The sequence below is a fragment of the Natrononativus amylolyticus genome, assembly GCF_024362525.1.
GTDB classification, from domain to species: Archaea; Halobacteriota; Halobacteria; order Halobacteriales; family Natrialbaceae; genus Natrononativus; species Natrononativus amylolyticus.
The window spans coordinates 500,928-526,977 of sequence record NZ_CP101458.1 but is presented as its reverse complement, the minus strand read 5'-3'; the positions used below and the strand labels follow the sequence as shown (position 1 = coordinate 526,977).

The following is a 26,050-nucleotide window of genomic DNA, read 5'->3' as shown; positions in this document are numbered from 1 at the left end:
CATCGATGAATCGAACGCTCGCTCGAGTATCACCCCCGACGCTCGTCGTTTTCGTCGCGGTCGTCGCCGCCGGGGTGGCAGTTAATGACGGATTTGCGTTCTCCCTTCGAACGGCACCCGCGATCCTCCTGATGGCTGCGGGACTCGCCGGGGTCGCGAGCCAGGCCGGAGAGCGAAGTCTCGACTCCCTCCAATTGGCCACGAAGCGATGGTGGCTGCTCGCGGTCGCGGCGTTCATCCCCTACGCGCTGGTAACGGCGCCCGCAACCGAGTCGGCAACGGCGGTCGGCGATGCCGTCGCCGGACCGATGCTCGCTACGACGCTCGAGGCAGTCGCCGGCGCGCTGGTTCTCTGTGCGATCGCGATCACGGTGCTGTACGGACTCGCCAGCTACGGAATCCACCCCGGCGGACCGTCACCGGAGGAACGCGTTTTGCGAGAGTGACCAACGGTACGTGCGATCGAATGGCACGGAAATCGCCCGATAGAACGCTGATCTCCCAACAAGTATTTGTGCACTCGTGTGAACGTGCCATCAACAGCAGTGCACGACGTGATTTCGACCATCACGCGGTCAGATCGATTCCTGCTCGCAGCCTCGCTCGCGCTCTTTGCCGTCGCGGGCGTAGCGAACACGTCCATCAGTGCCGGTTTCGAGAGCGTTGCGGCTGCGACGTTTGCCGTCGCGGGCGTGTACGGTCTGGCCCAGTACGCACAGAACGTTTCGCGGAAGCGACTAGCGGTACTCTCGCTGGGACTCTGGATTCCGTTTCTCGTGATCGCGGTCGTCCACGTCGTCGGGCTCGAGACGGTTTCGTCTGCTGCTCCCGTCGCCAGCGGCGCCGTTCACACCGGCCTCACGGGCCTGACGTGGACGTTCCTTCTGAGTGCGTGTGCGGCGACGACCTTTCTCGGCGTTCGCGAGTACGCCGCCAGTTCGACCGCCGAGGCGCCCGAAGAGCAGGTCCTCGAGCAAGATCTCGAACTCTGAACGGTCCCCGCAGCGATTTCGGCCGTCGCGGTTCTCTCAGCCGATCCGGTAGCTCACCGCGATTCCCTCCCCGAGCGGTAGCACCACCGTCTCGAAGTCGGAGTCTGCGCGAACGGCCTCGAGGTAGTCCGCAACTCCCCGCGTGTGCTCGTTTACATCTTCAGGCTCTCCACCTTCGGCGATCTCGAGTAACTTCTCGAACTGAATGATACCTGCCCGTATCGCGTTATCCGCGACGATGGCCCCGCCGACGGGTATCTTCGGTTTGACGACCTCGAGTGCGTCCCGGTAGCGGTGTTTCTGGTGGTCGATCAGGACGACGTCGAACGGGCCGTCGTAGCGCCCTACCGTCTCCATCGCGTCCCCGAGTTCGTACCGTGCGATATCGTCGTAGCCGCCCTCGGCCATGTACCCCCGGGCCATCTCGAGTTCGTCCTCGTCGACCTCCGTGAGGACGATCTCGCCGTCGACCGGGAGGGCACCGGCGAACCAGTAGGCGGAGTAGCCGTAGCCCGAGCCGAACTCGAAGATCCGCTCGGCGTCGGTCATCCGCGCGAGCAGGCGGAGGAAGCCGCCGACCTCCGGGCCGACGTGGGGGAACCCCTGCTCCTCGGCGTAGGCGTCCATCTCGCGCAGCGTCTCGTCGGGCTCCGGCCCGGCCGCGCGTACGAATCGACCGATCTCGTCCGTCAGTACCGACATGGTCGACAGTACGCGCCTCGAGACATAGTAGTCCGGGTCGCGGTCGCCGGAGCCGGCCCTCACTCGCGCCGCGTCGCCCGGATCAGGGCCTTCCTGGGGGCGAACGAGCGGACGGCGCCGTCCTCGACGCGAATTCGGAACGTCTCCGTCGCCTCGGGAGGCGCCTCGAGCAACAGCCGCTCGACCCGCCGTCGCCGCTCGCCCGCGAGCGACTGCGCGGCCGCCCAGTCGTCGAACGCGAGCGGTTTGTGGAGGTGGTCGACCGCCTCGACGGCGAAGCCGTGGCGCTCGAGCCACTCGCGCCACCGGCTCGTCGGGTGGGCCTCGACGTGGGTCGGATCGCGCAGTCGCTCGACGCGGTTGACGAACGCCGCCAGCTCCGGCTCCGCGGGCGCGACGTTGTCCTCGAGTGCGAACGTTCCACCCGATCGAAGCACGCGTGCGGTCTCGGCGACGAAGCGTTCGGGGTTCGGGAAGTGGTGGGCCGCGATTCGACACACCACGGCGTCGAAGGCGCCCCCCGAGAACGGGAGCCGCTCGGCGTCGGCGACCGCGCCGCGAACGCCCTCGAACGAGTCCACCGCCGTTGCGACCATCTCCGGCGAGGCGTCGGTCGCCACGACCGTCGGCACTCCCGCGGCGGCGATCGCGCCCGCGGTGTGGCCCGCGCCGGTCGCGACGTCGAGTGCGACGTCCGCGCCCCGACACCAGCGAGCCAGCCGCTCGAGGTCCTCGCCCCTACGATGGACGTCGCTCCGGCGGTAGGCGTCGGTCGCCGCGCCGAAGGAGTCGGCGCTCGCGCGCTTCCGGTCGGCGTCGTCGGTCATCGAGGGCGGGTTCGCCGACCGCGCTGTAAAAGCTGCCGGCTCGAGCGCGACGGCCGCCTGTCGCCCGCTCCCGGCAGTTGCCGTGACGGCGTCCCGTCCCCACGCTCTCGACCGGCCCCGCACACCGCGTTACGTCCCGTCGCCGCTCGTCGAGAGCCGCGCGAGCGCCTCCGCCAGCGTCCGGACGGCGACCGCACAGTCCTCCCACTCGGTCCACTCTCTGGGGGTGTGAGAAAGCCCCTCCCGCGAGGGGGCGAACAGCATTCCGGCGTCGGTCACCCGCGAGACGTTCATCGCATCGTGGGCCGCCCCGGAGTGCATCGAGAGCGCGTCGACGTCGGCCGTCTCCGCGCCCGCGTGGAGGGCGTCCCGACAGCGCCCGCTCATCGGCGCCGGCTCGACGTCGAGTTCGCGAGCCATCGACGTCACGACGCCGCGGTCCTCCCGGATCCGCTCGAGCGTGCGCTCGGCACCCTCGAGGAGGGCGGTCATCGTCTCGTAGTCGACGTCTCGGACGTCGACGCCGAGTTCGACCTCGCCGGGGACGACGTTCGTCGCGTTCGGCGTGACGACGCACTTCCCGACGGTCGCGACCGCGGTGCCGGAATCAGCGAGGGCGTACTCCCGGCCGGCGCGCTCGAGCGCCAGCACGAACTCGCTGGCCGCGGCCAGCGCGTCCGTCCGGTCGCCCATCGCGGTCGTCCCCGCGTGGTCCGTTTCGCCGACGAACCGGGCGGTCGCGTGGGCGATGCCCGTGATCGTCGTCACGACGCCGACGGGCACCTCGGTTTCCTCGAGGCGGGAGTCCTGCTCGACGTGGAGTTCGACGAACGCGTCCCAGGCGCTCGCGTCGAGGCGGCCGGTGCCCCGGTAGCCGATCTCTGACAGCGCCGCCTCGAGGGTCGTCCCCTCGTCGTCGGTCAGCGCCAGCGCCTCCTCGACGGGGCGACGGCCGGTTGCGACGGACGAGCCCAGCAGACCGCCGCTGAAGCGGGTCCCCTCCTCCTCGGTGAAACAGACGACCGCGAGCGGGCGGTCCGGTTCGACGTCCGACTCCTGGATCGCTCGGACGGCCTCGAGCGCGCCGTAGACGCCGAGCGGGCCGTCGAAGATGCCGCCCTCGGGAACCGAGTCCAGGTGGCTCCCCGAGACGACGGGCGCGGCGTCCGGATCGACGTCGTCCGGAATCCACGTCCCCGTGACGTTGCCGACCGCGTCGATCTCGACCTCGAGGCCGGCCGCCTCGAGTCGCTCGACGAGGGCGTCGCGCGCCTCTCGGTTCGCGTCCGTTCCCGCGAGTACGGTTCGACCGCGGCCGTTCGGCGCTCCGATCGCGCCGAACGTTGCGTTCGCCTCGAGATCCGACCGAAGGCGCCCCTGATTAACGTCCATAGGCGGCGTTTCTCGCCGAGGACAATCACCGTTGTGCAACGCCGCGACCGCCTCGAGAGGCTCTTTCCGAGTGATACGTTTTTTGTCGCCGGCCGACGTCTTCGAACCCGAGATGGTTGCTGACACCCCACTCTCAGAGCGCGTCGACAATCTGGTGTACGAACCCGCGCAGGTCCACGAGGAGGGCGTCGACCTGACGGTGAGCGCGATCTACCGGATCGCCGAGCCGGGGCGCCTCGACTTCGGCGGCGACGAACTCGAGGACGCCGACCTCGAACCCGTGGCGACGGAACCGCGCGACCCCGAGGACGAGTACGAGTGGTGGAACCTCGAGGGCGGGCGCTACGTCTGTCAGTACAACGAGTTTCTCACCAGCGAGGAGCCGCTGTTCGTCCAGCCGCGAAACGAACTGCTCGCCCGCGGCTGTTCGCACCCGTCGCTGCGCGTGACCTCACACCTCCCGCTGATGCCGCTCTCGGTCGCCGATGGCGGGGTCCACATCAAGGAAAACGCCCGGATCTCGACGCTGTCGATCCTCGAGTCCGGGTGAACCACCGCCCGGAGCGCGACCGAAAGCGGCGGCGGTCGCCGCTCGACTCCCGTCGCCGCGGGTCGGCTCACCGCGTCCCGGTTCGCGCGCCGCCCAGCACGCGCTCCTCGTGGTCGAGCAACCGCCGCTTGAACCCGAGCGGATCGTCGCCGCCCGCCGAAAATCCCCCGAGCGAGTCCGCGCCGACGACCCGGTGACACGGCACGATCACGGGAACCGGATTCCGACCGCACGCCGATCCCACGGCCACGGGCGCGGTCTCGAGATCCGCCGCGAGGTCGCCGTAGGTCCGGGTCTCGCCGTAGGGGATCGCCGCCATCGCCGCCATCACGCGGCCGGTGAACGAGTCGGGGTAAGAGACGTCCAGATCGAACGCGCGCCGCTCGCCGCGGGCGTACTCGTCCAGCTGTTCGCGAACGGTTCCGGGTGCGGCCTCGAGTCGCGACCCGTCGATGTCGACCGGCGTTTCGAGAACGTCGACTCTCATCGACCGTCCGCAGGCGCTCCGGGCGGATAGCCGTCGGGGACGGAGCGAAAGTGAACCGGCACGCTCACCGGTTCGTCGCCGCGTCGACGACCTCCCGAACGGCCTCGAGCGAGACCGGGTTCGTCGTCTCGGCGCCCTCCTTGAGCGCGGTCCCGACGATGGCGCCGTCCGCGCCGGCTGCGAGCACGTCGCCGACCGTCTCCGCCGTGACCCCGCTGCCGGCGAACACCGGCGTCTCGAGGTCCGCGAGCGCGTTCGAAACCCGCTCGACGTCCGCGAGCGCCGTCTCCGACCCCGTCCCGCTCCCCGAGACGACGACGCCGTCGGCTCGACCGCGCTCCGCGGTCTCGAGGGCGGTCCGCTCGATGTCCGCCTCGCCGACCGGCGTCGCGTGTTTGACGTGGACGTCGGCCAGGATCGCGACGTCGGGGGCGATCCGCTCGCGCAGGCGAACCGTCTCGTGGGCGCGGCCCTCGAGTACCCCCTGGTCGGTCGCCGCGGCGCCGACGTGGACGTTGACCCGGACGACGTCGGCGTCGGCCGCGCCGGCCACCGAGAGCGCGGCCGCCGCGTCGTTTCGCAACACGTTGATCCCCACGGGAACGTCGACCGCCGACCGGACGGCCGTCGCCAGGGCGGCCATGTCGGCGACGACGTGTTTCGGAACGTCCTCGGGGTAGAAGGGCGAATCGCCGAAGTTCTCGAGGATCACCCCGTCGACGCCGCCGGCCTCGAGGGTGACCGCGTCCTCGAGCGCGCGGGTTCGGATCGCGTCCCGGTCGCCCTCGAAGCCGGGCGAGCCGGGCAGCGGCGGGAGGTGGACCATGCCGATCACGGTAGGCGGGTCGCCGAACGGGCCGATCGGTGTCATACTCGCCGTTCGTCGGCGGGGGCTAAAGCGGCGGCGACCGGCGTCCGACGGCCGTCGCCCCGGTCAGTGGCGCCGAGATCGCCGCCGACCCCGGCAAGGGCGTCGCCGTCCGAGGCGGTTTTTGATCGGCGGTTCCGATACTCGAGCGATGACCCACCTGTTCTCGTCGCTCGCACTCCGTGACTGCGAGAGTCCGAACCGCATCGCCGTCTCGCCGATGTGCCAGTACTCCTGTGACCCCGACGGCCTCCCGACGGAGTGGCACCGCGTCCACCTCGGCAGCCGCGCCGTCGGCGGCGCCGGCATCGTGATGACCGAGGCGACGGCCGTCGAGGCCCGCGGCCGGATCTCCCCGTACGACCTGGGAATCTGGACCGACGAGCAGGCCACGGCGCTCGAGCCGATCACCGACTTTATCCGCGAGCAGGGCGCCGTGCCGGCGATCCAGCTCGCTCACGCGGGCCACAAGGCCAGCAAGACCAGACCCTGGGAGGGCAACGAGCCGCTCTCCCCGGACGAGGGCGGCTGGGAGACGCTCTCGCCCTCGCCGGAGGCCTACCCCTTCGAGGGCGAACCGCCGGCGATGCGGGAGGTGGACGAAACCGACGTCGCGGACGTCGTCGAGGCGTTCCGGACGGCCGCCGAGCGCTCGCTCGAGGCAGGGTTCGAAATCGCAGAGGTTCACGCGGCCCACGGCTACCTGCTCCACGAGTTCCTCTCACCCGTCACGAACCGGCGAGAGGACGATTACGGCGGTAGTTTCGAGAACCGCACCCGGCTGGTGCGCGAGGTCACGGCCGCCGTCCGCGAGGTCTGGCCCGACGACCTTCCGGTGTTCGTCCGCATCTCGGGCACCGACTGGCTCGAGGGCGTCGACGGCTTCGCGGAGTCGTGGACCCTCGAGGGGTCGGTGCGGCTCTCGAGGGATCTCGCCGACCTCGGCGCGGACCTGACCGACGTCAGTTCCGGCGGCCTCCACCCCGCTCAGCAGGCCCGGCCGGGGCCGAACAACCAGGTGCCCCTCGCCCAGGAGATCCGCGAGCGGGTAGACGTCGCCGTCGGCGCCGTCGGCGGCATCACCCAGCCCGAGCAGGCCGACGCCCTCGTGCGAAACGAGCGGGCCGACCTGGTGCTCGTCGGTCGGGAGTTCCTTCGGGACCCCTACTTCGGACTGCACGCGGCAGACGCGCTGAAAGGGGAAGACGCACCGCTCGAGTGGCCGATCCAGTACCGCCGCAGCGTGCAGTGATTGGGGAACCGGAATCGCGGACTCGAGCCATCGACCGAACCGTCTCGCCGTCACGAATAAGAGCTGGTGGTGGTGTGCGGTCAAGTGGCAGTCAGCAGTAGCCGCGCGGTGAGCGCACGGTCTGCTGTCTGCCGTTAGCGCAGGCCGTCTCAGTCGTCCGCCCACTTGATCGAACAGCCTCGAGAGGGCTGCCACTCGAGGTCGACCTCCTCTCCCGCCAGAACGCTCTCGATCGCCTCGCGGACGTGGAACCGGGAGGGCTCGTCGTCGGGATTCGGCGCGTCGTCGAGGCGACCCTGGTAGACGAGTCGGAACGTCCCGTCGTCGTTCGCAAACAGGAACGGGTCAGGCGTACACTCCGCGCCGTAGGCCGCGGCGACCGCCTGGGAGCGGTCGCGGAGGTAGGCGTCGTAGTCGATCCGGCCCTCGGAGACGTACTCCCGCATCTTCTCGAAGGAGTCGTCGGGGTACTCCTCGGCGTCGTTTGGGTTGATGCCGACGACGGCGACCTCGTCGTACTCCGCGCTCAACTCGTTCAGCAGGTCGAACTTCGCCTCGGCGTACGGACAGTGGTTGCAGGTGAACACGACCAGCAGCGCCTCGCGGTCGGCGAACGACTCGAGGCTGTAGGTCTCCCCGTCCGTCCCCTCGAGTTCGAAGTCGGGCGCCGGGTCGCCGGCCTCGAGTTCGCTCTCGGATTCTCGCAGGACCATACTGGTCGGTTCCGTCCGTTCGTGCTTAAGCGTCCGGGTGGCGGTAGCGGCCCGCGTTCTCGTACTGTCGGACAGCACTATTCGAAGACCGGTCGCTCGAGTGCGGCCGTCACCACCGGAGACGGCCGCCGGTTCGCGCCCGCTTCTCACTGACGTCTATCCGACAGTATCAGTTCCGAGACTGCGGATCCAACGCTTATGTACTCCCCGCGAGAGCGTGGGGTATGCAAACCCTCGAGATTACGGACGAACAGCACGCGTTCATCCAGCGGCTTCGCGCGGAACTCTCCGAACAGGTCGTCGGAAAGTACGGCCACGTCCGCGATCAGGACGCGGTCCAGTTTCTCATCGACAACCTCGACGGCGACCTGGACGTCGACCGCGACGTCTCGTTTACCACCGCCGCGGAACTCGCCGAGGAGTCGTCCGACCTCGAGGAGGTCTCCTACACCGAATCGGAACCGGTCGAGGGGGATTCTGTGACCGAACCGGACGAGGAGACCGCCCCCGACGCGGACGAGCCCGACGAGGGGCGAGCCGAGGACGCGAGCGACGGGTCGGAGGAGGAAGACGAGGGGGACTCGGCGACGGAGGGTCCCGAGAGCGAGGACGCCTCGAGCGGGGCGGCGGACGACGACGACATGCTGAACCGGATGATGAACCTGCTCGACACCCACGACGACAAGTGGGAGGAGTCCGACTCGGCGGACTACCGCTACAGCGTGACCCTGCCGGACGGGAGCGTCGAGCACGTCCAGACGAAAGACGACGTCCGGGCGCTGCTGTTCAAGAACTACTGACGTCCGCCGCACACGACCGCGGGTCGACGACCGCGACCGCGATCGTCCCCATCGCGGGATCGTCAGTGTTGCACCCGTAACAATCCTTTTGCTCGCGCTCGCACAGGAGGTAGTATGAGTCAACGCGAGGTGCTCGAGTTGCTTCGTGAGAACGCGCGCTACTCCACGGCGGATCTCGCTCGACTGACAGCCCTCGAGGAACGGAAAGTCGAGGCGACGATCGAGGAACTCGAGGCGAGCGGCGTGATCTGCGGCTACCAGGCGGTCGTCGACTGGGACCGCCTCGCCGAGGAGCGGGTGCGCGCGGAGGTCGAACTCAACGTCACCTTAGACCGGGAGACGAGCTACGACGACATCGCAGAGCGGCTGAGTCGGTTCCCGCAGGTGACCGCGCTGCGGCTGGTCAGCGGCGACTACGACTTCGACATGGAAGTCGAGGGCGACTCGATGCGAGAGGTCTCCCAGTTCATCAGCGAGAAGGTCGCGCCGGTGCCCGAGATCACCCAGACGGTCACCCACTACGTGATGACCGCCTACAAGGAGAACGGGATCGAACTCGGTGACGGCGAGGACGACGATCGGCTCGCGTACTCCCCATGACGTTCGAGCCCGCCCGGCGAGTACGAGCGGTCGGCCCGTCCGGCATCCGCCGGTTCTTCGAGATCGCCGAGGAGCGAGACGACGTGATCTCGCTGGGCGTGGGCGAACCCGACTTCTCGACGCCGTGGGCCGCCCGCGACGCCGCGATCCACTCCCTGGAACGGGGGCGGACCTCCTACACCGCCAATCGGGGGATGCGCCAGCTTCGTGAGGCGATTTCGAGATACGTCGCCGACCGCTTCGCGCTGGAGTACGGTCCCGGCGAGCAAATCCTCGTCACCGCGGGCGCGAGCGAGGCCGTCGACCTCGCTTTTCGAGCGTTCGTCGACCCCGGCGACACGGTCGCCGTCGCCCAGCCCGCCTACATCTCCTACGAGCCGGGGGTGCGCTTCGCCGGCGGGGAGGTGCTCCCGGTACCGACGCGGGAGGCCGAGGAGTTCCGCCTCACCGTCGCCGCCCTCGAGGGAGCCGGCGCGGCCGACGCCGAGCTGCTCGTCCTCTGTTACCCCAACAACCCCACCGGGGCCGTGATGGAGCGGTCGGATCTCGAGCCGATCGCCGAGTTCGCCCGCGAGCACGACCTGCTCGTGCTCGCCGACGAGATCTACGCCGAGTTGACCTACGAGGGAGAACACGCCTCGATCGCCGCACTCGAGGGGATGGCCGATCGAACGATCGTCGTCAACGGCTTCTCGAAATCCCACGCGATGACGGGGCTCCGGCTGGGCTACGCCATGGGGCCGACCGACGCCATCGGTGCGATGAACCGCATTCACCAGTACACCATGCTCTCGGCCCCGACGACCGCCCAGCACGCGGCGCTCGAGGCGCTCGAATCGTGCGAACCCGACGTCAGGGAGATGGTCGACCAGTACGGCCGGCGACGGCGGTTCGTCCTCGCGCGGTTTCGGGAGATCGGCATGGCCTGTTTCGAGGCGCAGGGCGCCTTCTACGTCTTCCCGGAAGTTCCCGACGGGTGGACCAGCGAGGCGTTCGCCGAGGAACTGCTGCGCGAGCAAGGCGTCGCGGTCGTCCCCGGCGACGTCTTCGGCGCCGGCGGCGAGGGCCACCTCCGGGTGTCGTACGCGACGGGACTCGAGGATTTGCGAGAGGCGCTGGCGCGGATCGAGACGTTCATTTCGGATCACGGCTAACCCACGAGGTGTGCCAACCCGGGTCACGAACGATTTTTGAGGCGACGAGTGACTCCCCGGTATGGTCGACTATCGTCCCATTCCCGACGGTCTGCGGGACGTCTTCTACGAGTACACGAGCTTCGCGTTCGCGTTCACGACACCCCCGACGCGGGCTGCTCGACCTCGCCGACGACCCCGACGAGATCGACTGCGAACTCGAGGACGGGCCGATGGTTCGACTCGTCGACGTCGCCGAGACGCTCGAGGCGCTGTTCCCGGAGACGGACGTGTTCCTCCGGGACGGGTTCTGAGCGGACGTACGGACGAGTGTGACGGGCTCCGTGTCAGTTGCAGCGATCCTCGATGAAATGTAATAAACTATCAAGATGGTCCATCAAAATGACTAAACATGAACGTAACCGGTTTTTGGCACGTTCACGTGATTTCGTATCCATGATATGTACCTAATAAGTATACTGTAATTCCCGGTACCGCGAACTGCATGTCTGACGACAACAGACGCGATTTCCTGAAGAAGAGTGCTGGCGCGGCGTTCGTTGCAGGTGGGTTGCTTACCGCGAGCGGAGCCGTCACCGGTGACGGCGGCTCCGAGTCCGAGCTACCCGACGAGCTACCGGACCTACTGCCCGAAGCGGACGCGACGGAGGACTGGGCCTCCTATCGCGCCGACGCCGGTAATACACACGCCGTCGATTCCGAGTACGAGTTCGATGCGGATACGCTCGAGATCGACTGGACGTTCGACGAAAACGTGAGCATCGCCATCTCGGACGGCACCGTCTACGCCAGGACAGACAGTGACGACGGCGGTTTCCTCCACGCTCTCGAGGCTGAAACCGGTGACGAGCGCTGGCGCACTGACGAGATTGTCGATCTCGGCGGGACGCCGACGGTGGCGTACGATACCGTTTTCGTCGGCGGGTCCGAGGTCAGGGCGTTCGATCTGGACGGCTCCCTCCGGTGGGAAACGACGTTCGAGCCCGAGGAGTCGGTGACGACCCCGACGGTCGCCTACGGTGCGGTGTTCGTCGTCGTCGACGGCTCGCTGTACGCCCTCGAGGTCGACGACGGCTCAGTTCGGTGGGCGCGCGACACCGTCGACGTCCACCACAAACCGACCAGTGAGGATTATGCCGTCGATCTCGCGAACATCTCGGTCGCGGCCGCGAACGGGCTCGTGTACGCCGGTGCTCGCTTCAAGTGGGACGATTACCTCGTCGCGATCGAAGCCGGGACGGGTGAGGTCGTACGGGATCAAATGATGCTGGCCGATCTCGCCGGACCGATCGTCGCGAACGAGAACGCAGTCGGGGTTCGGATACCGTACGAGGAGAGCGTCTTCCTGCGCGATCCCCTGACCGGTGAGGGTCTCGGTTCGCCGGCGAACATGAGCGGGCTCGCGCTCGGAGAGGACGTCCTCGTTACCGCCTGGCGGCACGATCTCACCGCGTACGATTTCGAGGCGGGCGAGACGCTGTGGACGTGGCGCTCCGACGATTTAGGTGCCTATCCTGGCGGATCACCGACGATCGTCGGCGACACCGTCCTCTTCTCCTTAGACGACCAGTTCGACGAGTTCGAGAACACGATAGTCGCGTTCGATCTCTACGACGGAACCGTCGAGTGGACGCTCGAGATGGGCGACCACTTCCCGTCGTACGTGAGCGGGGACAACATCGCCGTGAGCGACGAAACGCTGTACGTCGCTTCAGACTCGTTACTCGCACTTCGGGCCACGACTGAAGACGAGGATGACGGCCAAGACGGTGACGAAGACGGCCAGGACAGCGATGGAGACGACGAGGAAGACGGCCAGGATGGCGACGAAGACGACGAGGAAGACAGCCAGGACGGCCAGGATGGCGACGAAGACGACGGCGAGGACGGCACCGTCCCGGACGACTGTTGAGCGAGCCGTGAACTACTCACGGCCGCCCTGTTGTTCGTACCGTCGGTGGTAACTCGAGTTGCCCCGGCGACTGTCCGACGGCCGTTAGACCACGTTTCTCTCGGCGTGCTCCTCGCCCGCGTCGAACCGCTCGCTCGAGAGCGCCCCGATATCCACGAGCGACGCCTCGCCCTCGAGGATCAACTCGCTGACGATCCGGGCGGTCGCGGGCGCGTGCTGGAAGCCGTGACCGGAGAAGCCGGCGGCGGTGATCAACCCCGGCACCGTCTCCTCTACGATCGCGTGGTGATCCGGCGTCACCGCGTAGAGTCCCGCCCAGCCCTGCTTGATGCCCGACTCTGGACCGAAGTAGGTCGTCCAGTCGGCTGCGGCCTCGAGGGCGTCGGCCGCCCAGTCGAAGTCGATGTTCCGGTCGTAGCCGTCCGGGTCGCGGTCGGGGTCGGCGTCGTGGAAGTGGCCGCCGACCAGCGCCTCGCCGTCGCGCTCGGGTCGGAAGTACGAGCCCGTGTCGAGGTCGATCGTCAGCGGATCGGATTCGGGCACCGGCTCCTCGGGATCGACGACGACCATCTGGCGGCGCTTGGGGGCGATGGGGAGCGAGACGCCGGCCATCTCGCTCACGCGACCGGCCCACGGCCCGGCCGCATTCACCAGGTAGTCGGCCTCGAGCGAGCCGTCGTCGGTCTCCACGCCGACGGCTCGGCCGCCCTCCCGGCGAACGGCCGTCACCGCGGTTTTCGTCCGGATTTCAGCACCGGCCTCCTGTGCGGCCTGGGCGTAGGCCGTCAGCGCCGAGTGGGGGTCCGCGAAGCCGTCGGTCGGCGAGTAGGTCGCCGCGGCGAACTTCTCGGACAGGATGCCGGGACAGTGCTCGAGTGCGGCCTCGGGCTCGAGCAGTTCGCTCGGCACGCCGCGCTCTCGCTGCATCGCGACGTTGGCCTCGAAGGCGGCCGCCGTGTCGGGCTCTCGAGCGAGAAACAGGTAGCCGTTGCGCCGGTAGTCGATGTCGGCGCCGAACCGCTCCTCGAAGGCGTCCCAGACGCGCATGCTCGCCGCCGAGAGCTCGACGTTCACCGGCGTCGAGAACTGTCCCCGGATGCCGCCCGCGGCCCGTTCGGTGCTGCCGGCGCCGATCGACCCCTTCTCGCAGACGACCACGTCCACACCTCGCGAGGCGAGTTCGTACGCGCTCGCACAGCCGACGATCCCGCCCCCGACGACGACAACGGTCATACGTCCCAGGTCGATAGCCGGGGGAATAAGCGTTCGCGCGACCGGGAAGGGGCTGTGGGGTGGGGTCAGAACCGTGACGGGTCGAGGGCCGCGACGAGGTCGGTGTTTCGCCCGGCGAGGGAGTCGACGAACACGTCCGCGACCGCGGGAGCGAGCGTGATCCCCAGTCCGGTGAGGCCGCAGGCGGCGGCGAATCCCGGAACCGCGGTTTCGCCGACCAGCGGCCGCCCGTCGGGCGTGACCGTCCGGAGGCCGATCCACTCATCGCGGGTCGTCGCTCCCTCGAGCGCCGGGACGACGGCGTCCATCCCCCTCGCGGCCGCGCGAAACGAGTCGGGGATCCGACGCTCGCCCGGGCCGTAGCGCTGGCCCGCGACGTACTCGGTCAGGAACTCGCCGACGTACGCCCGCCCGTCGCCGACGGGTCTCACGTACCGCCGCGACTCGAGGATCGTAAACGGCGTCTCGATCCCCGCCTGCGTCTCGACCTCGAGCATCGGCCCCAGCGTGTGACACAGCGGGAGCGAAACCCCGGCGAACTCGTTGAGTTCGATCGCCCACGGCCCCGCGGCGTTGACGACGAGGTCGGCCTCGAGGACGCCGTCGGCCGTCTCGACGCCGGTGACGGCGCCGCCCGAAACGACGACGTCGGTGACCGGGGTTCCCGTTCGGATCGTCGCGCCGCGATCGCGGGCGGCGTCGGCGAAGTGCTCGACGAGGGCGGTCGGCTCGAAGCCGTAGTCGTCGGCCGTGTGGAGCCCGCCCGCGACCCCGGAGGGGTCGACGCCGAGTTCGGCCAGGTCGCCGGGTCGCCGGTAGCGCGCGTCGACGCCGTGTGCCTTGAGAGCGGCGGCGGCCTCCTCGAGGCGTTCGGCGTACGCCTCGCTCTCGGCGAGATACAGCGTACCCAGGCGGGTCGCCTCGAGCGTGCCGTCTGCGAGCAGCGGGTCGTACGTCTCCCGGGCGAGGCCGCGCAGCGCGAGGTCGACCGCGGCGGGGTGGGTCGTCGCCCACAGCACCATCCCCGCGGAGGCCGCGGTGGTTTCCGCGCCGAGATCGCCGCGCTCGAGGAGGGTCACCTCGCGGTCGGTCCCGCTCAGGCGGGCGGCGAGGGCGGTGCCGATTATACCGCCGCCGACGACTGCAACGTTCATACCTCTCGAATCGACCGCGACGACGATAAACGATCCCGCCGGACGCCCGGACCGTCTGCTCGCGGTTCACAGTGAAGTGGCCGTCCGTCCATACTCCACCATGGTCCGCATACTCTCGGAGGACGACGTCGCGTCGGTTCTCGACCTCGAGGAACTCCTCTCGGTCGTCGCGGAGGCCTTCGAAAAGCAGGGCGAGGGGGCCGTCGAACGGCCCGAGCGCCCACACTATCCGGTCGGCATCGGACGGGACGAGAGCGACCCGGAGCGACCCCTGGGGACGGGGCTCTGTATGCCGGCGTACGTCCACGGCGCAGCGTACGCGGTGACGAAACTCGCCGCGGTGTTCGAGGGGAACGAGGCGCGGGGACTCCCCACGGTCAACGCCCAGATCGCGCTCACCGACGCCGACTGCGGACTGCCGGTGGGCTACCTCGCCGGCACCCTGATCACGAACGCCCGCACGGGCTGTATCGGCGGACTCGCCGCCCGCGAACTCGCCGCCACCGGCCCCGTCAGGCTGGCCGTGTTCGGCGCCGGCACGCAGGCGCGCTGGCAGACGCGGGCGGTCGCCGCCGCGACGCCCCTCGAGTCGGTGCGCGTCTACTCGCCAAGCGACTCCCGCGAGCGCTGTGCGAGCGAGCTCGACGCAGAGCTCGAGGCGCCCGTCACCGCCGTCTCGAGCCCGACGGCAGCGCTCGAGGAGGCGACCGTCGTCGTGACGGCGACGACGAGCACCGAGCCGGTCTTTTCCGGTGCCGCTCTCGAGCCGGGGACGCTCGTGATCGCCGTCGGCGCCTACACGCCGGCGATGCGCGAACTGGACGCGGAGACCGTCGAGCGGGCGGCGTGCGTGTTCGCCGACGTGCCGTCGGAGGCCCTCGAGACGGGGGACCTCCGCGAGCAAGCCGTCGACCCGATCCCGTTCGCCGCGGCGCTCTCGGGCGAGGCGGGCCGGCGGTCGGACGAGGAGATACTGGTGCTCTCGAGCGTCGGCTCGGCGGTTCTCGACGCGGCGGCCGCGGCGTTTCTGTTCGACCGGGCGCGGTCGGCGGGGGTCGGGACGGAGGTTTCGCTGTAGTCGCCCGACCACGACACTGAAGTACCGCGTTTGCGAACGGTTCGCCTAACACACCGTGGCGGAGAGAGCACAACTCGAGCGAGGCCGAAGCGCGACGGGAGAGCGGACGCCGATCGAACGCCAGCGACCGTGCCAGGGGGTCCAGACGTGGTAGACGCGGCCTCCATCCTCGACCGCGCCGGCGACCCATTCTTCGCGCTCGACACCGACTTCCGGTTTACGTACCTCAACGAGCGGGCGGAGGCGCTGTTAGAGCGCTCGCGCGACGAACTCGTCGGCCGCGTCGTCTGGGACGAGTTCCCCGAAACGGTCGAAACCCAGGTTGCAGACGGCATCTACCGCGCGCTGGACGAGCAGATCCCGGTCTCCTTCGAGGTCTATCACACCTCCCTCGAGACCTGGTTCGAAGCGCGGGCGTTCCCCGCCGACGGCGGGCTCTCGGTCTCCCTGCGCGACGTCACCGACCGGAAGATCCGGGAGACGGAGCTCGCGCGGTACGCCGCCGTCGTCGAGTCCGTCCACGACGGCGTCGTCACCCTCGACCGCCACGCGCGGATCGCGTCGGTCAATCGAGCCCTCGAGGACGTCCTCGAGATCGACCGCGACGACCTGGTTGGCGAACACGTCGAGGCGCTGCTCGAGCGGGCGGGCGTCCCTCCCGCCGAAACCGTTCGCGTCGGGGAGGCGATCAGCGCCGTCGACGTCGGCGGTGCCGCCTCGCGGACCGTCGAGATCCCGTTCACCACCGCCGACGGCGACCGGCGCGTCGGGGAAGTTCGGGCCGTTCCGATCGAACGCGGCAGCGCCACGGTCGCCGCGCTCATCCGCGACGTCACCGCCCGCAAGGAGTACGAGCGCGTCGTCACCTCGCTGCACGAACTCACCCGCTGGCTGCTCCAGGCCGACGACCCCGAGGAGATCTGCGCGATCGCGGTCCACGCCGGCAGCGAGCTGCTCGAGTTACCGATCAGCGGCGTCTGGCTGCTCGAGGACGAACGGGGCGTCCTCGAGCCGGTGGCCGGCACCGCGAGCGCTCACGACGAGTTCGGCGGACTCCCTCAGTTCTCGATGGGCGAAGGGCTCGTCTGGGACGTCTTCGAGTCGGGATCGATCGAGCGGTTCGACGACCTCCGGGACGAAGAGGGGCTGTACAATCCGGAGACGCCGCTTCGGTCGGAGATCATCGCCCCGATCGGCACCCACGGCGTGTTGATGGCGGGGGCGTTCGAGCCGGGGGCGTTCGACGACACCGACGTCGAACTCGTCTCGACGCTCGTCGAGAACACGCAGGCAGCCCTCGAACGGGCCGACCGCGAGCGGCTCCTTGGCGAGCGAACGGCTCGCCTCGAGCGCCAGACCGAGCGCCTCGAGGCCGTCGCGGACGTGCTGTCGACCGACCTCCAGCGGGAGCTCGACGCGGTCGCCGACGCGCTCGAGAACGATACACCTCGGGAGTGGGAGTTTCCGATGGCCGATCGGTCGGTCCTCGAAACCCTCGACCGGGCCGAACGCCTCGTCGACGACGTTCGCGAGTTCGCCCGGACCGCCCGGACGGTCGGGCCGCGCACGCGCATCGACCTCGAGGCCGCCGTCACCGCGGCGGCGACGAGCTCCCGGCTCGACGAGCCGACGGTCGTCGTCGAAGAACGTGCGCGACTCCGGGCCGACCCCGACCGGTTCGGCCACCTGCTCGAGGCCGCGTTCGACGACGCCGCGGCGCGGGCGAACGAAAGGGCCGACGTCACCGTTCAGGTCGGCCTGCTCGGCGTCGCCGAGTCGGACGAGGGGGCGCGCGGGTTCGTCCTGCGCGACGACGCGGCCGGCGCGGGTTCGGTCGCCGAGGCGTCGGACGGCGACGTTCGCTCGACCGCCTACGAGCAGGGGCTCGGAATCGCGCTCGTGCGCGCGATCGCCGACGCTCACGACTGGTCGGTTACCGTCGGCCGCGGCGACCGCGGCGAGAGGAGAATCGAGATCAGGGACGTGACGACCCTGGAGCGGGTGTAGTCAGTCGAGTTCGCGCTCGAGGACCGCCCGTCGGTCGCGGATGTCGCCGGCGGTCGCGGTGAGACGGCTCTCGCCGACGGCTATCGTCAGCGTGCCGTCGTCGGTCGCCCGGCCGAGCGACGTCACCGGCGCGACGCCGTCGAACGCCTCGCGGACGCCGGCCGGGTCGGTCGTCTGGACGACGGCCCGGCCGACGGCCTCGGCGAACAGCGCGCCGATCGGATCGACGGCGGGGAGCGACGCCTCGAGACCGACGTCCTCACGCACCATCTCGGCGAGGGCGACCGCGAGGCCGCCGTGGCTGACGTCGTGGACCGCGAGCGTGGCGTCGTCGGTCGCGACGGTCGCCAGCGCGTCGATCAGCGCGGCCGGCTCGGCGGGGAGGGCGGGGAACCGGTCGCTCCCGCCGAACCGGGCCAGCAGTTCGGAGCCGCCGAGGGCGAACCGCTCGCGCTCGAGACCGCGGTCGCCGACGAGCAGGACCTCGGCGTCGGGGTCGGCGGCAAGCGAGAGCGGCGGCGCGGCGTACCCCGCCTTGGTGCCGACCATCGCGAGCGTCGGCGTCGGCGGAATCGGACCCGTCACGGAGTCGTTGTACAGCGAGACGTTGCCGCCGACGACCGGCGTCGACAGCGCGGCACACATCGACGCGAGGCCGTCGACGATCGCCGTGAACCCGCCGTAAACGTCGGGTTTCTCGGGGTTGCCGCCGTTCAGGCAGTCGACGGCTGCGAGCGGCGTCGCCCCCTTCGCGGCGAGGTTGGTCGCGTTCTCGAGGGCCACGGCCCGCGCTCCGTCGTAGGGGGCGGCGCTCGTCCAGTTCGGTGCGGCGCCGGCGGAGACGGCGAGGCCGGTTTCGGCCTCCCGCACCGCGACGACCGCCGCGTCGTCGCCCGGCCCCACGCTCGTCCGGACGCCGACCTCGTGGTCGTACTGGCGGTAGACCCACCGCTTCGAGGCGGTGTTCGGACTGCCGACGACGGCCTCGAACGCCTCCTCGAGGGCGACGTCAGGGAGGTCGGTCTCCGGCTCTACGGGCTCCTCGGCCGGGAGGTCGTTCATCGGCGCGCCCTCGCCGAGGAAGTGGGCGTCGACGTCGACGACCGTCTCGCCCTCGAACGTACAGACGTAGTTGCCGTCCGTGACGTCGCCGATGACCGAACAGCCGAGGTCGAATCGCTCGGCGACCTCCCGCACGCGGTCGACGTTCTCGGGAGCCACCTCGTAGCACATCCGCTCCTGGCTCTCGGCGAGCAGGATCTCGAGCGCCGACATGTTCGGCTCGCGCTGGTGGACCCGCTCGAGTTCGATGTGCGCGCCCAGGCCCCCCTTGGCGACCATCTCGCTCGAGGCGCCGCCCAGTCCGGCGGCACCGAGGTCGCGGGCCGATTCCACGAGGTTCTCCTCGACGAGCACCTCGTTGGCCTCGATCAGGAGCTTCTCGGCGTAGGGGTCGCCGACCTGAACCGCGGGCCGGTCCTCGGTCTCGGCGTCCTCCGCGAGGTCCTCGCTGGCGAAGCTCGCGCCGCCGAGGCCGTCCCGCCCCGTCGCGTTCCCGACGAGCACGAGCCGGTTCCCCGGCTCCCGGGCGACGGCGGTGACCAGCCGGCCCGCGTCGGTGAGCCCGACGCAGGCGACGTTCACTAACGGATTCCCCTCGTAGTCGGGGTGGAAGTCGACGCTGCCGCCGACGGTGGGGACGCCGATACAGTTGCCGTAGTGGCTGATCCCCTCGACGACGCCCTCGAGGAGGTACTTCGAGTGCTCGTCGTCGAACTCGCCGAAGTACAGCGAGTCCGTCAGCGCGATGGGATACGCGCCCATCGAGAGCGTGTCACGGACGATGCCGCCGACCCCCGTCGCCGCGCCGTCGAACGGGTCGACGTAGGAAGGGTGGTTGTGGCTCTCGATTCCCAGGGTGACGTAGGTCTCGCTGGGCTCGCCCGTCTCGGTGTCCGGCAGCGCGACGACCGCCGCGTCGTCGCCCGGTCCGATGACGACCTGCTCGCCCTCGCTCTCGAAAGCCGACAGCAGCGGTCTCGAGGAGCGGTAGGCGCAGTGTTCGCTCCAGAGGTTCTCGAACAGCGCCGCCTCGGCCGGAGTCGGCTCCCGTCCGAGTTCGGAGACAACGAGGTCGCGGTCCGAATCGGCAAGACTCATTCGTATCGCTGTTGAAAGCGGCGGGGTAAATGGGTTTCTATGTACACGTTCGTGTATTTGATCGTGAGTGTGACGTACACCTTGGAAAACATTTTTGGCTAACCGGTTCGCGCTTTCGCGTATGAGTACCGCCAACTCAACGCAGGACCACCCGTTCGCAAACCCGCTCGTCCGCCACGGCATCGGCCTCTCGGGGGCCGCGATCCTCGCGCTCGTCGCCGTCTTCTTCCTCGAGGGCACCATGATGTACCTGGTGCTCGGACTCGCCGTCCTCGACGCGGTGGCCGTCCCGAAGTTCCTCGAGCACGCCCTGGAGGACGGCGAGAGCGCCTGAGCCGTCGGCTGTCCGACGGTTTTTGTACCAGAGCGGCCAACAACCCGGCATGAAGATCATCAAGGACAGCGTCCACGACCACATCGAGGTCGAGGGCGTCGCTCGGGACCTGCTCGATACGCCCGCGGTCCAGCGACTGCGCGGGATCAAACAGCTCGGCACCGTCTCGACCGTGTACCCGTCGGCGAACCACACCCGCTTCGAGCACAGCCTCGGCGTCTACCACCTGGCCTGCGAGGCCCTCGAGGGACTCGGCGTCGAGGGCCTCGAGGCCGAGCGCGTCCAGGCCGCCGCCCTGCTCCACGACGTCGGCCACGGTCCGTTCAGCCACAACTTAGAGGAGCTGACCCACCGACAGACGGGGCGGTACCACGACGACGTTCACGAGCTGCTTTCGACCGGACAGGTCGGCGACGTGCTCCGAGGGCACGGCCTCGAGCCCGCTGCAGTCGCCGACCTCGTCGCCGGCGAGGGCCGGTTCGGCCAGCTCGTCTCCGGCGAACTCGACGTCGACCGGATGGACTACCTGGTGCGGGACGCCCACCACACGGGCGTCCCCTACGGCACCATCGACCACGGCCGGCTGGTCCGGGAGCTGACGTTCGTCGACGGCGAACTCGTCCTCGGTGAGGGGAACGTCCAGACCGCAGAGAGCCTGCTGGTCGCCCGCGCGCTGATGAACCCGACCGTCTACAGCCACAGCGTCGCCCGGATCAGCAAGGCGATGCTCCGGCGGGCCGGCGAGCAGTTGCTCGAGTCGGGCGCGACCGACGCTCGGACGCTCCAGCGGATGGACGATCACGACCTGATCGTCGCGCTCCGCTCGACGGACGCGACCGCGGAGTTCTCGCGGCGACTCGATCACCGCGACCTCTACAAGCGCGCGGTGTGGGCGGAGATCGACGACGTCCCCGGCGGGATCATCGAGGCCGATCACGAGTCGATCCGCGAGTTCGAACGCGAGATCGCGGACGAAGCCGGCGTCGACCGGGAGGCGGTGATCATCGACGTTCCCGGCCGGCCGTCGATGACGGAGTCGACGACCCGCGTGATGGTCAACGGCGAGATCCGCCGGCTCGGCCACCAGTCGCCGCTCGTCGACGCGCTGCGGGCCGCCCAGTACTCCCAGTGGCGACTCGGCGTCTACTCGCCCGCGGCCGTCCGCGAGTCGGTCGGGCACGCGGCTCTCGACGTCCTCGGACTCGACATCGACGGCCCGCTCGTCAGCGAAGTCCGGGACGGGCTGTACACCACTCTGGACCAGTTCGCCGAGTGAGCGAGCGCGCCGCGACCTCGAACGGTTGAAGGGCCTGACCGCGAAATCGACTGTTATGGAACGCGCGGGTACGATTCTTCGAGGACCGGAGCTCGAGCCGATCGAGGGGCGCCTCGTCGTCGAGGACGGCCGAATCACGCACATCGAGGAGGAGCGAGTCGACAGCACCGACATCGTCCTGCCGGCGTTCGTCAACGCACACACGCACGTCGGCGACTCGATCGCCAAGGAAGCCGGCGGCGGCCTCACGCTCGAGGAGCTCGTGGCGCCGCCGGATGGCCTGAAACACCGGCTGCTCCGGCGGAGCTCCCGCGAGGAGATGGTCGCGGCCGTCCGCCGCTCGCTGCGGTACATGATCGACGGGGGTACCGCGGCCTGTCTCGACTTCCGAGAGGGCGGCGTCGAGGGCGTCGAGGTGCTCCGGGAGGCCGCGGCCGGACTCCCGCTCGACGCGCTGGCGTTCGCCCGCGGTTCGACGGCGGCGATGGAAGCGGGCGACGGCTTCGGTGCCAGCGGCGCGAACGACGCGACCTTCGAGGAGGAGCGGGCGGCCGCCCGGAAGGCGGGAAAACCGTTCGCGATTCACGCCGGCGAGGCCGATCCGAGCGATCTGACGCCCGCACTCGACCTCGAGCCCGCGTTCCTCGTCCACGTCGTCCACCCGGAGCCAGGCCACCTCGAGCGCATCGAGCGCGAGTCGGTGCCGGTGGTCGTCTGCCCCCGGTCGAACCTCGTCACCGGCGTCGGTCTGCCCCCCGTCGCCGACCTCGCGGAGCGCACGACGGTCGCGCTGGGCACCGACAACGTCATGCTCAACTCGCCGTCGATGTTCCGCGAGATGGAGTTCCTCGCGAAGCTGACGGACGTGTCGGCCCGCGAGGTCCTCCGGATGGCGACGGTCAACGGCGCCGAACTCGGCGGCCTCGAGTACGGCCCGCTCGCGGTCGGCCGGCCGGCGCGGTTTCAGGTTGTAGACGGCGACTCCGACAACCTCGCGGGCGCTCGAGACCCGGTCAGAGCGGTCGTCAGGCGGGCCGGCGTCGACGACGTCAGCGAGGTCGTCCTCGAGCCGGGACGCCTCAGCTAACAACCAGTTCTACGACAGAGTTATTATATCCGGGAGTCGTATGCCATCACATACCACGATGTACGACTGCATCCTCGTTCCGACGGACGGATCTGCGGAGGGCGAACGCGCCGTCGAAACCGCGATCGAGCTGGCGCGCGTCCACGACGCGACGATCCGCGCGGTCTACGTCGTCAACGCTGCGAGCTACGGGGGGCTTCCGATGGAAACCACCTGGGACGGAATCAGCGACGCGCTCCGCGAGGAGGGGGAGGCGGCCGTCAGGCGGGTCGAGGAAATCGCCCCGCCCGACGTCGTCGTCGAGACGGCGGTTCTCGAGGGGTCGCCGAGTCGCACCATCATCGAGCAGGCGTCGGCCGACCGCTGTGACCTCGTCGTGATGGGAACCCACGGGCGCGGGGGGATCGACCGACTGCTGCTCGGTAGCGTCGCCGAACGAGTCGTTCGCGGCTCGCCCGTCCCCGTTCTCACCGTCAAAGTCGGCGACGACGACGACGAGCCCGACGAGATCCCGCAGGACGCGCGCGCGGCCGTAGAGTAACGGCGTCGACGGCACCCGAGTAACGGCGCGGGCGGAGCCGAGCTACCCTCGAGCGGGGCGCAGGTGCTCGCAGTCGCCCGCGGCGATACGCTCCCGTCCGTCCGCCGTCTCGACGACCAGCGCGCCCGAGTCGGTGATCCCGACGGCGTCGCCGACGACCCGCTCGCCGCCGACGTCGACGCGAACTCGCTGACCGACAGTCACCGCCAGCTCGCGCCACGCCGGCGCGACCGCCTCGAGGTCGGCCCGGAGCTCGGCGAACGTCTCGAGGAGCCGCTGGACGAACAGCCGCCGGTCGACGTCGCCGGCTTCCGCCCGGACACTCGTCGACCCCGCCGGGAGCGTTCCGGCGTCGACGTTGGCGTTGACGCCGATCCCGACGACGAGCCACGCCACGCGGCCCGTCTCGCCTTCCATCTCCGTGAGAATCCCGGCGAGTTTTCGGTACGCGCCGTCGCTCCCCTCGAGCGGGACGATCACGTCGTTCGGCCACTTGATGCCGGCGTCGACGCCGGCCTCCCTGGCCGCCCGCGCCGTCGCGACTGCGGCCGCAAGCGTGTACAGGGGGGCGTCCGCGGGCGGGATCGACGGCCGGGAGAGGACGCTCAGCCAGACGCCCCCCGGCGGGGACCGCCAGGCCCGATCGAGGCGCCCCCGGCCGCCGACCTGCTCGTCGGCGACGACGACGCGGTCGACTTCGCCGGCGGCGGCGAGTTCCCGTGCCCGGTCGTTCGTGCTCGCGATCGACTCGTGGTACTCGATCGAGAACGGCGCCTCGAGGCCGAACTCGATCGCGTCCCCGCCGTAGGCGGTGATCTCGCCGAGTTCGTAGCCGTCGGCGCCGCCGCGGATCTCGAAGCCGCCCTCGCGCAGCGCCTCGATCTGCTTCCAGACGGCGGCCCTCGAGACCCCGAGTTTCTCGGCGAGTTCGGGGCCGGTCGCGGGGCCGTCGGCCAGGGCCTCGAGGACGGCCCGGCGCGTCTCGTTCATGCTCTCGAGAGGGCGGCGCTCGTACTTCAATCGGCCGGCATTCGCGCGCCGATCGCAGGCGTCGACTCGAGCCGAACTGCCCGACTGTCGCTCCCGTTGATCGACTCCGTACCGTCGAAGACCCCTCGTCGATCTTCCACACCACTCCCACACCACTGCTCAAACAGATCCGCCGATGGTTCGATAGTTCCAAAACTGTCGTTAAATGTGTGGCATTTCGAAGGATTGGGCTGCAGGACGTGGGTTATCGACAGAATCAAGGGGGTCGGTAGTATCACCTCCACCCGTGACGGCGTACCAACTCGACGAGGTAGACCGGCAATTACTCACTCTGCTTCAGGAAAACGCTCGGTACACGGCTATCGAACTGGCCGACGAGATCGGCGTCTCCGACAACACCATCCACAATCGAATGCGCCGACTGGAGGAGGCGAACGTCATCACCGGCTACACGACAACCACCGACTACGAGAGGGCGGGTCTCCGTCTCTACTTCCACTTCAGCTGTACGGCTCGCATCAGCGAGCGCTCCGCCGTGGCGAAGGAGGCGATGGCGCTGCCGCAGGTCGTCGAAGTGACCGAACTGATGACGGGCCACGAGAATCTCCACTTGAAGGCCGTCGGCGCCGAGGACGAGGACATCACCGCCATCGCCGAACGGCTCGACGAGCTCGCACTCGAGATCAACGACGAGAACCTCATCCGAGCCGAGCACACGACCCCCCTCGACTACGTGGAGGTCCTGGAACTGGTCGACGAGGGCGACTGACACTAGCCACACACCGCTCACACGCGGATTCCCGGCGCGACGTACACTGGGCACGAATTCGCGAACGGGTGTGTCACGATTTCAGTGGCGCCTCTCACACTCCGTACTCACGTTCTCGAGATTTACCGGACGGCTCGGCCGCTACCGCTTCGTTACCGGTTAGTTCGGTAGTGAGCGACGAACTGGTTGTCGCAGGATCGGCAACCGACTCGAACTTTCCCGTCGGCGTTCTCCTCTCGTTCGACGATCGTACTGCCCCGTGGAACGATCGCGAGGGCCTCCGTACCGCACGCGGGGCAGGCAACCGATTTTCCACCGGGCGAGTCGTTCACACCGTCGCTCAAAGTCAGGGGATCAAATGAATTTTTCCATCCGATACAAGAGAGCCACAAGAATTTTCCCAGACACCTCCGCCGATCCACCACCTTTTGTGGATATTCGTACCGTCCGCCGAACCTCGACGGCACCGAAGCGGGGGGACTGCTGCGACCGGTAGCCAGGCCGTACAGACCACGAACTTCGGCGTGTGTTCGGAGGGGTGGCCGAAACGATCACTCGTAGGTGTCAGCCATCGTCTCCTCGAGCACCCCCTCGGGGTCGAGTACGATGTAGACGAGCACGAACGGCTCCTGGGGGTCGAGCACCCACACCGAGAACGGCGGCTCGGCCGCCTCGGAGTCGGCCGCGCGGGCGAGCAGCGGCTCGAGCGGCTTGCCGCCGTCGCGAAACTCCGCGAAGAGGTCGCGCTGGCCGGCCTGGTCGGCGAAGGTGTAGACGACGCCGTTGGGATCGCTGTCGGTGCTGTAGGTGACGCGGGCGTTCATCGCCTCGCCGGCTCGCCTGGCCTCCTCGAAGCAGCCCTGGGCGGCCTGGAACACCGGCTCGTCGGTGCGACGGAAGCGAAAGCGGGTGGCCTCGACCACCGCGTACTCGAGGCCCGTCGGCGCGCCGTCGTCCCACTCGAGGGTCGCCTCGACGCGGTTTCCGCTCTCGAGGTCGGACGCCAGCGCCTCGGGCACGTACGTCGGGTCCGCGGAATCGACGTCGAGAAACAGCCACTCTCCCTCCTGGCGACCCGGATACACGCGAAAGACCCCCGCTGTCGTCGGGTTCATGCGAGTGGATTCGGTCGGGGGACTGATAACGCCCGCGACGGGCGACGCCGCGGCGGG

General features: G+C 69.2%; 27 protein-coding genes. 16 read left to right on the top strand and 11 right to left on the bottom strand.

The window, feature by feature from the left end:
* Positions 1-5 precede the first annotated feature (5 nt).
* Positions 6-446, top strand: coding sequence for a DUF1467 domain-containing protein (locus NMQ11_RS02615; RefSeq protein WP_255169835.1), 441 nt, complete (start codon positions 6-8; stop codon positions 444-446).
* 99 nt (positions 447-545) lie between these two features.
* Entirely contained in the window at positions 546-992 is a 447-nt protein-coding gene (locus NMQ11_RS02610) for a hypothetical protein (RefSeq protein WP_255169834.1), read from the top strand.
* Positions 993-1,028: 36 nt separating this feature from the next.
* Here the strand turns inward: NMQ11_RS02610 and NMQ11_RS02605 are convergent, their stop codons facing one another.
* The 3 genes from NMQ11_RS02605 to NMQ11_RS02595 form a co-directional block, all read right to left on the bottom strand.
* Positions 1,029-1,694 carry an O-methyltransferase gene (locus tag NMQ11_RS02605; RefSeq protein WP_255169833.1) on the bottom strand — a complete coding sequence of 222 codons (666 nt, stop codon included), beginning with the start codon at positions 1,692-1,694 and terminating at the stop codon, positions 1,029-1,031.
* Positions 1,695-1,753: 59 nt separating this feature from the next.
* The gene (locus NMQ11_RS02600) at positions 1,754-2,521 is read right to left on the bottom strand and encodes a class I SAM-dependent methyltransferase (RefSeq protein ID WP_255169832.1); all 768 of its coding nucleotides are present in this window, start codon (positions 2,519-2,521) and stop codon (positions 1,754-1,756) included.
* 129 nt (positions 2,522-2,650) lie between these two features.
* A complete protein-coding gene (locus NMQ11_RS02595; RefSeq protein ID WP_255169831.1) occupies positions 2,651-3,913 on the bottom strand; it encodes a M20 family metallo-hydrolase in 1,263 nt (420 codons plus the stop codon).
* Positions 3,914-4,025: 112 nt separating this feature from the next.
* Between NMQ11_RS02595 and NMQ11_RS02590 the strand changes: the two genes are divergently transcribed.
* Entirely contained in the window at positions 4,026-4,463 is a 438-nt protein-coding gene (locus NMQ11_RS02590; protein ID WP_255169830.1) for a dCTP deaminase/dUTPase family protein, read from the top strand.
* 67 nt (positions 4,464-4,530) lie between these two features.
* On the opposite strand, the gene NMQ11_RS02585 is transcribed toward NMQ11_RS02590, so the two are convergent.
* Together NMQ11_RS02585 and NMQ11_RS02580 are read right to left on the bottom strand one after the other, a co-directional pair.
* Positions 4,531-4,950, bottom strand: a complete 420-nt coding sequence (locus NMQ11_RS02585; protein WP_255169829.1) for a methylated-DNA--[protein]-cysteine S-methyltransferase — start codon at positions 4,948-4,950, stop codon at positions 4,531-4,533.
* A gap of 64 nt (positions 4,951-5,014) precedes the next feature.
* Complete coding sequence (locus NMQ11_RS02580) at positions 5,015-5,821, bottom strand: BtpA/SgcQ family protein (protein ID WP_255169828.1); 807 nt, start codon at positions 5,819-5,821, stop codon at positions 5,015-5,017.
* A 148-nt stretch (positions 5,822-5,969) separates the two neighbouring features.
* On the opposite strand from NMQ11_RS02580, the gene NMQ11_RS02575 reads away from it, so the two are divergent.
* On the top strand, positions 5,970-7,070 hold the full coding sequence (locus NMQ11_RS02575; RefSeq protein ID WP_255169827.1) for an NADH:flavin oxidoreductase/NADH oxidase: 1,101 nt from the start codon (positions 5,970-5,972) through the stop codon (positions 7,068-7,070).
* A 149-nt stretch (positions 7,071-7,219) separates the two neighbouring features.
* On the opposite strand, the gene NMQ11_RS02570 is transcribed toward NMQ11_RS02575, so the two are convergent.
* Positions 7,220-7,783: a thioredoxin family protein gene (locus tag NMQ11_RS02570; RefSeq protein WP_255169826.1), complete on the bottom strand. Its 564-nt coding sequence runs from the start codon at positions 7,781-7,783 to the stop codon at positions 7,220-7,222.
* 224 nt (positions 7,784-8,007) lie between these two features.
* On the opposite strand from NMQ11_RS02570, the gene NMQ11_RS02565 reads away from it, so the two are divergent.
* The 5 genes from NMQ11_RS02565 to NMQ11_RS02545 all read left to right on the top strand — a co-directional run bounded on the left by NMQ11_RS02565 (position 8,008) and on the right by NMQ11_RS02545 (position 12,249).
* Positions 8,008-8,583 carry a hypothetical protein gene (locus NMQ11_RS02565; RefSeq protein WP_255169825.1) on the top strand — a complete coding sequence of 192 codons (576 nt, stop codon included), beginning with the start codon at positions 8,008-8,010 and terminating at the stop codon, positions 8,581-8,583.
* 114 nt (positions 8,584-8,697) lie between these two features.
* Entirely contained in the window at positions 8,698-9,183 is a 486-nt protein-coding gene (locus NMQ11_RS02560) for an Lrp/AsnC family transcriptional regulator (protein WP_255169824.1), read from the top strand.
* Positions 9,180-10,337: a pyridoxal phosphate-dependent aminotransferase gene (locus NMQ11_RS02555; protein ID WP_255169823.1), complete on the top strand. Its 1,158-nt coding sequence runs from the start codon at positions 9,180-9,182 to the stop codon at positions 10,335-10,337. The genes NMQ11_RS02560 and NMQ11_RS02555 overlap by 4 nt, the downstream gene beginning before the upstream one ends.
* Before the next feature lie 8 nt (positions 10,338-10,345).
* Positions 10,346-10,630, top strand: a complete 285-nt coding sequence (locus NMQ11_RS20105; RefSeq protein ID WP_345781471.1) for a hypothetical protein — start codon at positions 10,346-10,348, stop codon at positions 10,628-10,630.
* Positions 10,631-10,821: 191 nt separating this feature from the next.
* On the top strand, positions 10,822-12,249 hold the full coding sequence (locus NMQ11_RS02545) for an outer membrane protein assembly factor BamB family protein (RefSeq protein WP_255169822.1): 1,428 nt from the start codon (positions 10,822-10,824) through the stop codon (positions 12,247-12,249).
* 84 nt (positions 12,250-12,333) lie between these two features.
* On the opposite strand, the gene NMQ11_RS02540 is transcribed toward NMQ11_RS02545, so the two are convergent.
* The gene (locus NMQ11_RS02540; protein ID WP_255169821.1) at positions 12,334-13,482 is read right to left on the bottom strand and encodes an NAD(P)/FAD-dependent oxidoreductase; all 1,149 of its coding nucleotides are present in this window, start codon (positions 13,480-13,482) and stop codon (positions 12,334-12,336) included.
* A 65-nt stretch (positions 13,483-13,547) separates the two neighbouring features.
* Complete coding sequence (locus NMQ11_RS02535; protein ID WP_255169820.1) at positions 13,548-14,636, bottom strand: NAD(P)/FAD-dependent oxidoreductase; 1,089 nt, start codon at positions 14,634-14,636, stop codon at positions 13,548-13,550.
* 100 nt (positions 14,637-14,736) lie between these two features.
* Here NMQ11_RS02535 and NMQ11_RS02530 point away from each other — a divergent pair, with 100 nt between their 5' ends.
* Complete coding sequence (locus NMQ11_RS02530) at positions 14,737-15,714, top strand: ornithine cyclodeaminase family protein (protein WP_255169819.1); 978 nt, start codon at positions 14,737-14,739, stop codon at positions 15,712-15,714.
* Positions 15,715-15,861: 147 nt separating this feature from the next.
* Positions 15,862-17,721: a PAS domain-containing protein gene (locus NMQ11_RS02525; protein WP_255169818.1), complete on the top strand. Its 1,860-nt coding sequence runs from the start codon at positions 15,862-15,864 to the stop codon at positions 17,719-17,721.
* Here NMQ11_RS02525 and purL read toward each other — a convergent pair whose 3' ends face one another.
* The gene (gene purL, locus NMQ11_RS02520; protein ID WP_255169817.1) at positions 17,722-19,881 is read right to left on the bottom strand and encodes a phosphoribosylformylglycinamidine synthase subunit PurL; all 2,160 of its coding nucleotides are present in this window, start codon (positions 19,879-19,881) and stop codon (positions 17,722-17,724) included.
* 121 nt (positions 19,882-20,002) lie between these two features.
* Here purL and NMQ11_RS02515 point away from each other — a divergent pair, with 121 nt between their 5' ends.
* The 4 genes from NMQ11_RS02515 to NMQ11_RS02500 are packed head-to-tail and all read left to right on the top strand — an operon-like array spanning position 20,003 to position 23,119.
* On the top strand, positions 20,003-20,215 hold the full coding sequence (locus tag NMQ11_RS02515) for a hypothetical protein (protein ID WP_255169816.1): 213 nt from the start codon (positions 20,003-20,005) through the stop codon (positions 20,213-20,215).
* Between the two features lie 49 nt (positions 20,216-20,264).
* The gene (locus NMQ11_RS02510; protein WP_255169815.1) at positions 20,265-21,491 is read left to right on the top strand and encodes an HD domain-containing protein; all 1,227 of its coding nucleotides are present in this window, start codon (positions 20,265-20,267) and stop codon (positions 21,489-21,491) included.
* A 55-nt stretch (positions 21,492-21,546) separates the two neighbouring features.
* Positions 21,547-22,578 carry an amidohydrolase family protein gene (locus NMQ11_RS02505; protein WP_255169814.1) on the top strand — a complete coding sequence of 344 codons (1,032 nt, stop codon included), beginning with the start codon at positions 21,547-21,549 and terminating at the stop codon, positions 22,576-22,578.
* 58 nt (positions 22,579-22,636) lie between these two features.
* Positions 22,637-23,119, top strand: coding sequence for a universal stress protein (locus NMQ11_RS02500; protein WP_255170856.1), 483 nt, complete (start codon positions 22,637-22,639; stop codon positions 23,117-23,119).
* Between the two features lie 42 nt (positions 23,120-23,161).
* Here NMQ11_RS02500 and NMQ11_RS02495 read toward each other — a convergent pair whose 3' ends face one another.
* The gene (locus NMQ11_RS02495) at positions 23,162-24,109 is read right to left on the bottom strand and encodes a biotin--[acetyl-CoA-carboxylase] ligase (protein ID WP_255169813.1); all 948 of its coding nucleotides are present in this window, start codon (positions 24,107-24,109) and stop codon (positions 23,162-23,164) included.
* A 286-nt stretch (positions 24,110-24,395) separates the two neighbouring features.
* On the opposite strand from NMQ11_RS02495, the gene NMQ11_RS02490 reads away from it, so the two are divergent.
* Complete coding sequence (locus NMQ11_RS02490; protein WP_255169812.1) at positions 24,396-24,878, top strand: Lrp/AsnC family transcriptional regulator; 483 nt, start codon at positions 24,396-24,398, stop codon at positions 24,876-24,878.
* A gap of 551 nt (positions 24,879-25,429) precedes the next feature.
* Here the strand turns inward: NMQ11_RS02490 and NMQ11_RS02485 are convergent.
* A complete protein-coding gene (locus NMQ11_RS02485; RefSeq protein ID WP_255169811.1) occupies positions 25,430-25,993 on the bottom strand; it encodes a DUF6663 family protein in 564 nt (187 codons plus the stop codon).
* Between the last annotated feature and the right edge of the window lie 57 nt (positions 25,994-26,050).